The following is a 12,746-nucleotide window of genomic DNA, read 5'->3' on the forward strand; positions in this document are numbered from 1 at the left end:
ATTCCGCGCCCGTGTCCCGGAGGAAGAGCATCCGCCGCTGGCCAGAGCTTAGGGGTAGCAGGCTGTCCCTCCGCCCTGGGAGCACCGGCCGCCGACACCCGGCGCTCCGCGCCACGGCATGAATCACTCCGGTCACGGTGGGTTCCGCGAACAGGGCACGCAGGTCCAGTTCGACACCCAGTTCGGCGCGGATGCGGGCGATGAGGCGGGTGGCGAGGAGTGAGTGGCCGCCGAGGGCGAAAAAGTCGTCGTCGATTCCGACCTGCGGGATTCCCAGCACATCAGCGAACAGACTGCACAGCTGCCTCTCACGCTCGCTGCGGGGCTGTTGGCCCGTCGCGTGCCCCGGATAGTCCGGTGCGGGCAGGGCGCCACGGTTCAGTTTACCGTTCACGGTCAGCGGCAGTTCGTCCATGATGACGACCGCTGCGGGCACCATGTGGGAGGACAGGATCCCGTCAAGGTAACTTCGCAGTCCGGAGCCGGCCGCCGCGGTCCGCCGGGCTGTGAGCGGGTGGTTACTGTGTGGTCCGGCCTCGCCGTGCCAGGTGTACCGCACCGCGCTGGGGTGGCCGTCCGGCAGGAAGACGGCGTCGACCAGGTCGCTTCGCTCGCCGGACGGAACTATCACGCAACGGCATCTCCGTCGCTGGGCTTCGCGGATGAGGTCGGCAGGATCGACGCCACCCCCGGCGGCCAGCAGTGCGCGGGCCCGGTCGATGTCGCCGTTCGCCGCCGCGGCCGCCGCCGCCGTCTCCCCGGACAGGCGCGCGTTGGGTATCGCGGTGACGAACAGACCGTTCAGCGGTATTGGAGGTATCGCCTCACCGTTCCATACCAGGCGCGTCAGCTTTTCCGGCTCGACCGCTTCGGCCGGGCTGCGGTACAGCGTCACGTCGTATCGATGGCGGCTGAGCTCGTTGTGACTGACGGCCTCCTTGACCCGAACGTCCACCACGTTTGCCCCGGATATTCTGCTGAAGAAGCCCGGTGAGACCAGCAGTTCCTCCTCGGTGGCGTGGGCGCGGTCGACCGCGTGGCGCAGCACGGCGCCGTCCGGCTCCCCGGGGAGCCGGATCGCTGTCTGAAGCGCCCGGAGGGTGCGCAGGTCACGTACGTCCCCGACGAACACGGCCCCGCCGGGACGGACGAGGCCGAGGGAATGCTCCACCACCCTGGTCAGATAGTCCGCGTCCGGGAAGTACTGGACCACGGAATTGATGATCACTGTGTCGAAGAAGCCGGTTGGCAGTCCAACGAAATCGTCGGCGGGACGTTGCTCCAACCGCACCCGTTCGTCGTCGCCCACGGCCAGGGTGAGCGCGTCGATGGCTTCTGCCGACAGGTCGGTGGCCCAGTAGGAGTCGCAGACGGACAGCAGCGGTGCCAGGAGCAGCCCGCTGCCCGCCCCTATCTCCAGAATGTTGCTGGGGCGGAGTTCGTGGATGCGGCGGACGGTGGAGTCGCGCCACTCGCGCAGCTGCGACAGGGGGATCGGCGCACCGTCGTAACTGCTGTTCCAACCCGCGAAATTCTCACCGAAGGCCACGCTGGGGGCGTCCTTCCGTGTCGCGCCGTACATCGCGTCGTACAAGGTCCGCCAGCCTTCGACCAGGTGTTCCGCCTCGTCGGCGTCCCGTTCGGTACCCGGCGCCGTGACATCGAGCACGGCATACGCCACGAGACGCTGGTCGCCGGGACGGTCCTCCCGGAGGATGACCGCAGCGGACTCGACCTCAGGATGCTGTAGCAGCGCTGCTTCGATTTCTCCCGGCTCCACCCGGAACCCACGGATCTGCACCTGCTCATCCGCGCGCCCGCAGTAGTCCAGTGAGCCGTCGGGGCGTCGCCGTGCCAGATCCCCGGTCCGGTACATCCGGGCACCTGCGGGCCCGTCCGGATCGGCGAGGAAGCGCCCGGAGGTCAGCGCGGGCCGGTTGAGGTATCCGCGGGCCAGGCCTGGGCCGGCTACGTACAGCTCCCCGAGCTCACCGGCCGGCACGGGCGCCAGCGTCTCGTCCAGGACCTTCACCCGCAGATCCGGAAGGGGACGCCCGATGGGGCTGCCGCCGGATTCCGTCTGGCTGCTAGGCAGGAGCGGGAGGTAGCTGACATGCACGGTGGTTTCGGTGATGCCGTACATGTTCACCAGACGTGGTGCGTCCTCCGGATGTCGCGCGTACCAACCCGTCAGACGTCCGATGTCGAGCGCTTCTCCGCCCAGGATCACGAGACGCAACGCGAGGTTGACGCCGGGGTCCGTGGACAAGCGGTCAGCTCGGTCGAGCTGGTAGAAGGCCGAAGGTGTTTGGTTGAGCACGGTGACCCGTTCCTCGGCCAGCAAGCGGAGGAATTCGCCGGGTGACCTGCTCACCTCGAACGGGATGACGACCAGCCGTCCGCCGTAGGCAAGAGCGCCCCATAGCTCCCAGACTGAGAAGTCGAACGTGTAGGAGTGGAACATCGTCCATACGTCGGTGTCGGAGAAGCTGAACCAGGCGTCGGTGGCCGTCAGTAGGCGGACGACGTTCTCATGGGTGACCAGGACTCCCTTGGGCCGTCCTGTGGAGCCCGAGGTGTAGATGGTGTAGGCGAGATGGCCCGGCAGGGTGCGCTTCGGCGGTGGACCCACCGGCCCGTGCTCCAGTTCCGCCACCACCTCGGCCGACCGAAGGTCGATGACGGTGATGTCCGACGGCGGGCCGAGTGCGCCGGAGGTCACCACGCAGACCGGCTCGGAGTCCCGGAGCAGAGACTGCGTTCTGTTCTTCGGCTGAGCTGGGTCCAACGGCAGGTACCCTGCACCGGCCTTCAGCACGCCCAGAATCGCGACGGCCAGCTCCTCGGAGCGGGGCAGCGCGAGGGCCACCAGTCGGTCCGGCCCGGCGCCGCGCGCGATGAGCGCATGCGCGAGCCGGTCGGCGCGCCGGTTGAGTTCGCGATAGGTCAAGCCGCTTCCGCCGTGGCTGACGGCGACTGCGTCCGGTCGCCGCATGACCTGCTGCTCGAACAGGTCCCTGAGGGTGATCGGCGCCATCGCAGGTCTACTCCGTTCTCATAGCGGCCGCTAGACTCGCCGGCCGCATGTCAGTCCAGTTTTGATCGATGTAGGCCAGGGCGTCGGCACGCGGGGAGGCATCGAGGACGACGTGCCAGCCTGTCGGCACGGTGATCCAGCTGGGCCACAGCGAGTGCTGGTTCTCGTCGTTGACCAGGACGAGGTAGTCACGGTCGTCGTGTTCAAAGGGGTTGGTCATCACTGAACTCAATTCGAGACGATGAAGAGCCGCCCGCCGGGGAATCGGTGGGGGAGGCACGACACTTGCGAGAAGCCGGCCGACAGAAACGCTTCGCGCCATTCGCGTTCCGTTGGCAGATCCACCTTCATGAAGGTGGCATGCAGATAGGTGAACAAGGCGCTGAACCGGCGCTCCCGCTCATCGGTCGCGTAGGGAACGGCGTCGGTGACAGCCAGGAAGCCTCCGGGGGCCAGTGCCTCGCGGCAGCCGCGCAGAACGCCGGTGCGGGCGGTGGGGTTATTCACCACATCGTGGAGCACGAATCCGGCATGGATCACCTCGGCACCCTCGATGGGGCTCCGGTCCTCGGCCACTGACTCGATGGATCTGGTGACCACCTCCATCCGGTCGCCGACGCCTGCCTTGTCAGCTGCCTGTCGTGCTTGGTCGGAGGCGGCCGGGCTGATATCGAGAGCCACCCCCGTTCGCTCGGAGGACTCCCGTAGCAGTTCGATGAGGAGGCCCGCGGCCCCCGAGCCGAGGTCGACCACTCGTTTCGCACCCGACTCCGCGATCAGTCGGAAGGCAGCGGGGTAGAACGCACGGTTTCCGATCCAGCGTGAACTGACAGCCACACGGCGGCCGTTCCGGCTGTGGATACGTGCCGCGCCGTCCGGGTCGCGCAGGAACGCCGTCGCATGCTCGATAAACGGAGCATTGGCATGGAAGGCCCAGGAGAGGTACCCGGCCTGATACCGGCGTTCCTCGAAGTCCCCCGCCGTCTGGAACATCTCGGGTGATTCGGCCCGCAGTACCAGACCGGCCGCGAGGAGAGCGTCGAGGAAATCGCCGATGCCCGCCTCCGGCGCGCCGGCCGCGCCGGCCAGCTCGGCCACGCTGAACGGCTCTCCCGCGTCGAGAACGTGATCCACTTCCAGCTCCGCGGCGATCTGCAGCAGTGCTCCCACCGCTGCCAGGTCAGCGGCTGTTTCGATCGCCTCCATCGACGATGTCCTGATCGTGTCCTGAACTGCCATGTCTTCTCCTTGCTGGGTCCTCGACATCGCTGACGGCGGTGCGGGGTCTCCCTCCGGCCCGCTGAAACACGTGGAACAGGAGCGCTGAGCAACTGCTGGAACCTCCAGACCGCAGCGAATCCCTCGACTCGGTTCGGCCGTCCGGCTCGGAGCGCAACCGGTCGCAGGTGCCCCCGCCGATGGGCGGACGACGAGTTCCTCGAGGTTGCCGTGGCACCTGTGAGCCGATGGGGACGGTACGAAGCCGATGTTGGCTGGACGTTGGCCCGCTGTGCACGAGCGAATACCCCGGGCGGGTGCACCCCTCTTTGCGTGACGCGCCATGGGCCCGCCAGTCAGGCGATGCGGCCGGCCCGGTCGCACCTGGCCAGCAGTGATGGAGGGACCGGCCCGTTGAGCCTCCGAAACCAGCCGAGGGGTCAGGCATGACCCGGGCCCCGACTGCGCCCGCTTTGACGTTGAGCACCTCCTGAGCAGCGGCCGCAAGCCCTCCGGCGTTCTGGCTCGATAAGGCTTCGGTATGTCACTCTGAGATCGCAGGCATCCATATGCTCCGTACACGGATCAGCATGCTGGAAGGACTGGACCCTTGTTCGATAAACCGCATTCAGCGGTCCTCAAAGTTCCGGTGGAGTCACTGTCACCAGCAGATTCACCGCGCCTCGAAGGTTTGAACCATGACCACGTACAAGCCCTTGCGGAGAGCGGGGCTGAGTTGGAACCGATTCTCGTGGACCGTGCGGCGGGGCGGGTGGTGGACGGCATGCACCGTTTACAGGCCACCATCCTCCGTGGGGACCGTGACATTGCGCTCCGCTACGTGGAGGGCCCATCGGCCGACATGTTCATCTGCGCTGTGAAGGCCAATATCAGCCACGGTCTTCCCTTAACCCTCCGGGACCGTAAGGCGGCCGTCCTGCGCATCCTGAACTCCCATCCTCACTGGTCCGACCGGGCCATCGCGGCCGTCACAGGTGTATCGCCCAAGACGGTGGGGACGCTGCGAGGGTTTTCCAGTGAGGAATCTCCTCAGTCGAAACAGTCAGTCGCCCGCGTCGGCATGGATGGCCGTGCACGCCCGGTCAACATGCGCGAGCGACGGGAGAAGGCCCTGGCACTGATTGCGGAACGTCCGGAAGCACCCCTGCGCGAGGTGGCCGAACGGGCAGGTGTTTCCATCAGCACGGTGCATCGTCTACGCAGGAAAGTGAAGTCCTGCCCCTCCACTCTGAAGACGGCGAAGCAGCTGGCCGCACCGCGCGCCTCTCTCATGGCGGCGGCACGCCCCCCGGGATTCCCCCTGGCCTCGGTTCCGAACCCGTGCCCGCCCGCCGAGGCGGAGCATGAGAGCGCGCACAGCCGGATGCGGGCCATGGAAATGCTGGCCAATGACCCGTCGATCCGATTCACCGACAGCGGCCGTACGCTGCTGCGCTGGCTCAACGGCCAGGCCCGATGGCTCGCGGCGAGCGAACGGTTGCTGCCGACCGTTCCTCCGCACTGTGTACGGGCACTGTCCGAGGTGGTGAGTGACTATGCCAAGGCGTTGGAGCAGTTGGCCGGCGAGTTGCAGCAGACGGATCAGCTGGACGGCTCGTGGCGGGCGGTCCACTGAGCGCCGCGCCGCCTTGCTGACCCTCGGAGCCCAGCTGTTCTGTCTCGGGAGGTTGTGGACGGTGACAGGGCTCACGGCTGTTCGAGCTTGAAATGGGTGAGGGCCTTCTGGCCTGGTGTGGATTGCGACATCTGCACCAGCGACAGATAGGCCCTTGTGCCCACGGTTATGCACCCCTGACCGAGACCGGCCGTCTGCGTCTGGCCCGCTGTGTGGCCGGGGACGGCCGGCCCCTGCGCCGCGCCGCCGAGCGTTTCCAGGTCTCGCCGACCACCGCTGAGCGCTGGGCCGACGGCTATCGGACGTTCGGCGAAGAGGGCTTGAGTGACCGCTCCTCCCGTCCTCGCTCCAGCCCGCCCCGCACCGAGCGCCGGATCATCAAGTTCCGTCTCCTGCGCCGCTGGGGCACGGACCGCATCGCCCACCTGCTGCACCGGGTGGCTGACCCGCTTCCGTCTGGCCCGGCTCCCGCACCGGGACCGGGCCTCCTGCCGGGTCATCCGCCCTACGAACGCGCCCGGCCCGGCGAGCTGGTGCACGGTGGCATGAAGAAGCTCGGCAACATCCAAGACGGCGGCGCCACAAGACCCTGGGCCGGCAAGCAGGCCGCAGGAACCGCGCCCACGCCCTTTAGGGCGGCCTGCGCACTGCCGTCGACGAGTTGTGCTGCCGGAGCGGCAGCAGGAACAGCACCTCTTCTCCGGAGCTGCTGGAAAGCCGGATGGAGCGGGCGGCACGCCTGGCCATGCGGTCATGCTGCACTCGTTTCGACCGGAGTGCCTTGGCCGCAGTTCGTGAGAACGGGTCCGCCGGTAGGGGGCAATGAGCGAGCCCCAGTCGAGCGCGTCGTCATGTGATCGGCGTCAGGTCGGCAAGCGCGCCACCGCTGATTCCGGCGAGGGTGGCAGGTCATTTCCTGTTCGCATCATAAGGCGTTGCCTCGTTCTGGCTGGGCATCTCGGCCGTTCGAGATCACTTTCGGGGTGGAATAGGGAAACAGCATGTGACGAGGATCACGTTTGAGATGCGAAATGGCCCGTTCTGTGGGATACGAGTCAGTGTCGCGAAGGCGGAGAAACTTCTCAATGTTCGGGATACGGACGCACGTCACTGACCTGCGGACGGATGTGACTAACCCCTGCGAGGGTCGCCACGTGGTTACGATGAGGTCAGGGCGCGAAGGCGGATGCCACCTTTGTTTCCTCGCCGCCGTCCGTACCCGATAATTCTCCGGCCACGGATACGATGGAATCGGCCGCTGTGATGGAGTTTCTGTCCGGGTTCCCGGGGAGGACTCCTGTGGCTCATGGCGATTCGGACCGTACGCCGGGTTGTTCATCCTTCGCCGGGTCGGCCGTTGCGGAGGCGCCGAGGATTTACCTTCCGTACAGCTGGGTGAGCGACAGGTGCGTTCAGCGGTGCGGCCTTCGGACGGGAGCACAGTGAAGATCTCGGAGAAAGACATCAGCGATTGGGCCATGGCACTCCATGAGGCGCGAGCCAAGCGCTGCCCCATCCGGCCCTTCACCGACGCGCATCCCGGGCTGGGCATGGACGATGGATACGCGATCCAGCGAAAGCTGGTCGGCATGCTCACCGCGGCCGGTGACAGTGTGGTCGGGTACAAGGCAGGGCTCACTTCTGCCCCGATGCAGCGCATGTTCGGCGTCAGCACCCCGGACTACGGCCCCGTGCTGGGATCGACCGTGTATATGTCAGGGGCGACCGTGTCTGCCCACACGTTCATCGCGCCGAAGGTAGAGGCGGAGATCGTGTTCCGGCTCGGAAGTCCCCTGAAGGGCCCCGGGGTCACGATGGCTGCGGCGCGTGCGGCCATTGCCGAGGTCATGGCCGGGCTGGAAATCGTCGATTCCCGCATTGAGAACTGGCGCATCTCCCTCGCCGATACGATTGCCGATCTCGCGTCGAACGGTGCCGTGGTCCTGGCGCCCCCGGTGGTGCTCGCCGAGGACTGCGCACATCGGCTGACCGGTATGGCTTTTTCGCGCAACGGGGATCTCGTGGCGACCGGTGCGGGTGCCGCCGCCCTGGGTGACCCGGTCGCAGTGGTGGCCTGGCTGGCGAACGTCCTCGGCGAGCACGGTGTGACGCTCGACGCAGGGCAGTTGATTATGACTGGAGCCCTCCACGCCGCCGTTCCGATGGGCCCCGGCGACACATTCGTCGCCGAGTTCGACCGACTGGGAACGGTCACCCTCCAGGTCGGCGACGCGTAGGCAGGCACGGACGAGCCGGGGAGGTACCCGTCGGCCCGGCCCCGTGGGTGTGGTCCTGTCATGGACGGGCCATCACTCGGCGAGGGAACACGACAGGCGCACGCACTCGGCAAGTGGCTTTCTACACAGGGAAGGGCGATACACGCATGAACCAGAAGGGACGCCTGCCCGTGGCGGTACTCGGTGCCGGCCTCATCGGTGTCGACTTAGCAGCCAAGATCCTGCGATCGGAGTCTCTGGATTGCGGACTGGTCGTGGCCCGGGACGGCAACGCCCCGGGCTTACGACAGGCGGCCGCACTCGGCCTCCCGACAAGCGCGTACGGTATCCGGTCGATTCTGGACGCTCCGGAGCCGTTCGGCGTCATCTTCGATGCCACCAATGCCTCGGCGCATGCCGAGCACGCGGCGCAACTGCGTCTCCTCGGCGCGAAGCTGGTGGATCTGACGCCCAGCAAGGTGGGGCGGATGGTGGTGCCCAGCGTGAACGGGGCCGACGCCCTGACATGCGACAACATCAGCATGATCAGCTGCGGTGGTCAGGCGTCGATACCCATCGTGCACGCCATCACCCGGGAGCACGCGGTCGACTACGTCGAAGTCGTGACTACTGCAGCAAGCCCGAGCGTCGGCCGGTCCACCCGGCTCAATCTCGACGAGTACGTCGAGACCACGCAGGAGGCGGTACGGGACTTCACCGGGGTGAAGAACGTCAAGGCGATCCTCAACGTCAGCCCTGCCAGACCTCCCGCGACCTTCCGGGTCGCCATGTCGCTGAGGGGGGAGGGGCTTGCCGCCGGATCAGTGGAAGCGGCAGTGAAGGCCGCGGTGGAGCAGGTCCGCACGTTCGTCGACGGTTTCCGGGTGGCGGCCACCTCTGTACACGACAACACGGCCTTTGTCGCCGTCGAGGTCACCTCCTCAGGTGACCGGATCCCCTGGTACGCCGGAAATCTCGACATCATTAATTCCGCCGCGGTCCATGTCGCCGAGAGATACGCCGCGGCCGGCCTCGCGAGCATAGGTACGGAGACGCCATGAGCGGGACACCACATCCAGAGGACGATGCCGGCAAGCCGGTTCTCATTCACGACCCGTCCTTGCGCGACGGCCATCACGCGGTCCGGCACAAGTTGAGCCGCGACCAGCTGCGGGCGTACGCGGAGGCCGCGAACACCGCCGGCATTCCGGTGGTCGAGGTGGGGCACGGCAATGGCCTGGGCGCCTCCTCCTTCCAGGCCGGGCAGGCCAAACTCGGCGATGACGAAATGCTGTCGGTCGTCCGGGAGGCCCTGCCGGACAGCAAGATGGCCGTCTTCATGCTTCCAGGTTGGGGCACCACCACGGACCTGAAGGAGGCCATCGCCCACCAGGTCGACGTCGTACGGATCGGCACGCACTGCACTGAGGGAGACCTCGCCGAGCGCCACCTGGGCTTCCTGCGGGAGCGAGGCACCGAGGCGCAGGGCGTTCTCATGATGAGCCACATGGCCCATCCCGAGCAGCTGGCGAAGGAGTGCGCCCGCCTTGTGGAGTTCGGCGCTACCGCGGTGGGCATCTTCGATTCCGCCGGCCACTACCTGCCGGCGGACGTCACGAGCCGCATCGGCGCCATCTGCCAGGCCGTGGAGGTGCCCGTGATCTTCCACGGGCACAACAACCTCGGCATGGCCGTCGCCAACTCGATTGCCGCGGTGGAGGCGGGCGCGGGCATCCTGGACGCCTGCGCCCGGGGGTTCGGGGCCGGCGCCGGGAACACTCAGCTCGAGGTCCTGATACCGGTGCTGGAGCGGATGGGCTTCACTACGGGCATCGATCTGTACGGACTGCTCGACGCAGCGGACATTGCCGAGCGCGAGCTGATGCCGAACCCGCCAACCATCGATTCGGTGGCCATCGTCAGCGGTCTGGCCGGGGTGTTCTCCGGGTTCAAGAGCCGGGTGCTGGACATCTCCCAGCGGGAAGGAGTCGACCCGCGGGACGTCTTCTTCGAGCTGGGCAAGCGGCAGGCGGTGGCGGGTCAGGAGGATCTCATTGTCGATGTGGCCCTTGCCCTGCGCGCGGGCCGCGCGGACTGAAGCGGCGATCCGCCGGTGACACTTCCGAGGGAAGAGCCAGCTTTGCACGAAGTAGGAGTACTCAAGGACATCCTGGTCAGCGACCTTCAGCTGAGGGAGGAAGACATTGTGCCCAGCGCCACCCGTGAAGAGGTCGGACTGGACTCCCTTGCGGTGCTCGAACTCGTCACCGTGCTGAACGAGCGGCTCGGCATCGAGGTCCACGACTACGAGGTGCTGGACACCACCACGCTCGCCGATGTGGCGCGGCTGGTGGTGGAGCGGCAGGCGGCGGGCTGAAAGCCCGCAGCGCGGACGCGACGCGCCACGGCACAACAGACTCGGGCGCCGGAGATACTACCTGTGCGGGAGGCCGGCGCCCCCTTCCTTGGAGTTCCATGTCTTTTCCGCCCCTTCGCAGCCTTCTCGATGCCCTGCCCGCCTATGAGCCGTCCGACGGTGTGTATGCCGGACCGACGAGGCCCCGGTTGCTCTCGGCGAACGAGTCCCCGCACGACCCTCTGCCCGGCATCGTCGAGGCGATAGCGGCAGCCGGTGCCACGGTCAACCGCTACCCCGACCCCGGATGCGGAGCGCTGACGCTGGCCATCGCCGAAGCGCTGGGTACTGACGAGGACCAAGTCGTGGTGGGTGCCGGATCCGTCGCCCTCCTGCAGACACTGGTCCAATCGATCAGTGATCCGGGCGCTGAAGCCGTCTACGCGTGGCCCTCCTTCGAGCTCTACCCCGTGCTCTCCAAGCTCGCAGGGGTGGTCTCCGTACCGGTACCGCTTTCCGGGGCCGCTCACGACCTCCGGGCGATGGCCGACCGGATCACTCCGAGCACCCGCCTGGTCATCATCTGCAACCCGAACAACCCGACGGGCAGCGTCGTCGGAAGCGAGGACCTCGGCAGGTTCCTCGCGGCCGTCCCGCCGAGCTGTCTCGTGGCCATCGACGAGGCGTACCACGAGTACGTCCGGGCGCCGCAGACGTCCAGTGGCCTGCGCTTCTGCGAGGGTCACCCGAATGTGGTCGTGCTTCGCACCTTCTCCAAGGCGTATGGGCTGGCCGGGCTGAGGGTCGGTTATCTCATTGGTGACGCCCGGGTCGTCAGGAGGCTGCGCAAGGTCGGTCTGGCCTACTCGGTGAGCGCGGTTGCGCAGCGGGCCGCGGTAGCGGCGCTCGGCCTGGAGGAACAGTTGCTGCAGCGGGTCGGCACCACGGTGGCGGAACGTTCGCGAGTTCAGGACGCGCTGCTGGACGACGGCTGGCAGATCCCGGAGAGCCAGGCGAACTTTCTCTGGCTGCCTCTGGGCGAGGAGGCGGCAGGCTTCGGCCGGTGGTGTGCGAGTCAGGGGATAGCGGTGCGGACGTTCCCGGGCGAGGGCGTGCGCGTGTCGATCGGTTCCACGGAAGACGATGACGCGTTCCTCGCCGTGGCGAGCGAATGGCGCCGCAGGCCACCTGCCGCTCAGGACCCGGACCGCGAGGCCCGCCGGGTGCGGACGGCGGTGGACGTATGACGAGGGCCAGCAGCGGACGCGGCGCCGTATCGGGGCAGGCACGCGGGGTTCCCCGCGACGTGGTCGTCACCCCTGGCATGTGCAGCGGCGGCTCGCTGATCTTCGGCCGGATCGGTGACTGGACCTGGCAGGTGGTGGGAGACTCCTGCGGGATGAACGTGCATGGCGCCCGAACCGCCGACGGGGATCCCGCCTACCTGTCCTTCTACTACTTTCATGTGCGGGGCGGCGAGGTAATCCATCCCCACGGGCTCACTTTCGGCGACGAACTCAGCGTCATGTCCCGGGCGTTCCGGTTCGGTACCCAGTCAGTCATTACCCTCCACCGGATGTCACCGGCCGGTCTTGAGCTGGCCGAGGGGGCCCTGGACCCCGCCGAGGTGTACGAACACCCGCATCCGGACTGCCTCTACGCGGAGACCTTCAACCGCTGGATCGCCCGCACCAGCGCGGGCAGTAACCGGAACCTGGCCCAGGTCGTACCTCCGGGCTTCTCCCACCATGACCTGCCGCTGTTGCCGAACGAGTACTCCCCCCGATCCCTGGTCGGCCGGGCACGGGCGACGGGTACCTTTTATCCCTCGGGTCCGCCGGCCTGCCACGAAGCCGGTTCGGCCCAGACCTTCGAATACGTACTGGACGTCGTACGCGATCTCAACGGCGCGGGGCTGATGTACTTCGCCTCCTATTTCTCCGTTTTCGACACGGTGCTGCTGCATCTGTGGCGGTCGCTGGGGCGCACCGACGAGCAGTTCCTGCGGCGCAAGGTGACCGACCAGAAGATCGGCTACTTCGGCAACGCGGATCCGGGAGCAGTTTTCACCATCACCGCGCGCAGGTGGTGGAGCACGGAACGCCGGGACATCGAAATCGCCGACATGGCCATGCACGACACCGCGACGGGGCAGTTGATCGCCGTCACCGCCCTCGAGGTCGCGGTCACCGAATCGGTCCCCAGCGGGGACGGGTGAAGCAGGGCCCGGAAGTGGCCGGGCAGCTGACACCGGCCGCTCGCCCCAGCTCAGTCCTCAGGGAG

General features: G+C 67.2%; 10 protein-coding genes and 1 pseudogene. 8 read left to right on the forward strand and 3 right to left on the reverse strand.

What is annotated here, in order from left to right:
- The 3 genes from PJ985_RS19455 to PJ985_RS19465 form a co-directional block, all read right to left on the reverse strand.
- Nucleotides 1-3,037: amino acid adenylation domain-containing protein (locus PJ985_RS19455; RefSeq protein WP_271685138.1), on the reverse strand; the 3,037-nt coding region annotated here is incomplete at its 3' end.
- A 7-nt stretch (nt 3,038-3,044) separates the two neighbouring features.
- Entirely contained in the window at nt 3,045-3,257 is a 213-nt protein-coding gene (locus PJ985_RS19460) for an MbtH family protein (RefSeq protein WP_271685139.1), read from the reverse strand.
- Between the two features lie 8 nt (nt 3,258-3,265).
- On the reverse strand, nt 3,266-4,276 hold the full coding sequence (locus PJ985_RS19465; protein WP_271685140.1) for a class I SAM-dependent methyltransferase: 1,011 nt from the start codon (nt 4,274-4,276) through the stop codon (nt 3,266-3,268).
- A gap of 589 nt (nt 4,277-4,865) precedes the next feature.
- Between PJ985_RS19465 and PJ985_RS19470 the strand changes: the two genes are divergently transcribed.
- The 8 genes and pseudogenes from PJ985_RS19470 (at nt 4,866) to PJ985_RS19505 (ending at nt 12,681) form a co-directional block, all read left to right on the forward strand.
- Nucleotides 4,866-5,891 carry a ParB/RepB/Spo0J family partition protein gene (locus PJ985_RS19470; protein WP_271685141.1) on the forward strand — a complete coding sequence of 342 codons (1,026 nt, stop codon included), beginning with the start codon at nt 4,866-4,868 and terminating at the stop codon, nt 5,889-5,891.
- A 146-nt stretch (nt 5,892-6,037) separates the two neighbouring features.
- Nucleotides 6,038-6,507 (forward strand): annotated as a pseudogene (locus PJ985_RS19475) (helix-turn-helix domain-containing protein); the annotation flags it as partial.
- An 826-nt stretch (nt 6,508-7,333) separates the two neighbouring features.
- Nucleotides 7,334-8,128, forward strand: a complete 795-nt coding sequence (locus PJ985_RS19480; protein WP_271685142.1) for a 2-keto-4-pentenoate hydratase — start codon at nt 7,334-7,336, stop codon at nt 8,126-8,128.
- A 146-nt stretch (nt 8,129-8,274) separates the two neighbouring features.
- Entirely contained in the window at nt 8,275-9,168 is an 894-nt protein-coding gene (locus PJ985_RS19485) for an acetaldehyde dehydrogenase (acetylating) (RefSeq protein ID WP_271685143.1), read from the forward strand.
- Entirely contained in the window at nt 9,165-10,205 is a 1,041-nt protein-coding gene (gene dmpG / locus PJ985_RS19490; RefSeq protein WP_271685144.1) for a 4-hydroxy-2-oxovalerate aldolase, read from the forward strand. The genes PJ985_RS19485 and dmpG overlap by 4 nt, the downstream gene beginning before the upstream one ends.
- A gap of 42 nt (nt 10,206-10,247) precedes the next feature.
- A complete protein-coding gene (locus PJ985_RS19495; protein WP_271685145.1) occupies nt 10,248-10,484 on the forward strand; it encodes an acyl carrier protein in 237 nt (78 codons plus the stop codon).
- Between the two features lie 98 nt (nt 10,485-10,582).
- A complete protein-coding gene (locus tag PJ985_RS19500; protein WP_271685146.1) occupies nt 10,583-11,710 on the forward strand; it encodes a histidinol-phosphate transaminase in 1,128 nt (375 codons plus the stop codon).
- Entirely contained in the window at nt 11,707-12,681 is a 975-nt protein-coding gene (locus PJ985_RS19505) for an LnmK family bifunctional acyltransferase/decarboxylase (protein ID WP_271685147.1), read from the forward strand. Before PJ985_RS19500 ends, PJ985_RS19505 begins: the two co-directional genes overlap by 4 nt.
- The last annotated feature ends 65 nt before the right edge of the window (nt 12,682-12,746 follow it).

The organism is Streptomyces sp. ACA25, assembly GCF_028200735.1.
Classification (GTDB): Bacteria; Actinomycetota; Actinomycetes; order Streptomycetales; family Streptomycetaceae; genus Streptomyces.

Coding starts and splice junctions, on each gene's coding strand:
- PJ985_RS19460 (WP_271685139.1), bottom strand. CDS start 3,257: ATGACCAACCCCTTTGAACACGACGACCGTGACTACCTCGTCCTGGTC.
- PJ985_RS19465 (WP_271685140.1), bottom strand. CDS start 4,276: ATGGCAGTTCAGGACACGATCAGGACATCGTCGATGGAGGCGATCGAA.
- PJ985_RS19485 (WP_271685143.1), top strand. CDS start 8,275: ATGAACCAGAAGGGACGCCTGCCCGTGGCGGTACTCGGTGCCGGCCTC.
- dmpG (WP_271685144.1), top strand. CDS start 9,165: ATGAGCGGGACACCACATCCAGAGGACGATGCCGGCAAGCCGGTTCTC.
- PJ985_RS19500 (WP_271685146.1), top strand. CDS start 10,583: ATGTCTTTTCCGCCCCTTCGCAGCCTTCTCGATGCCCTGCCCGCCTAT.
- PJ985_RS19505 (WP_271685147.1), top strand. CDS start 11,707: ATGACGAGGGCCAGCAGCGGACGCGGCGCCGTATCGGGGCAGGCACGC.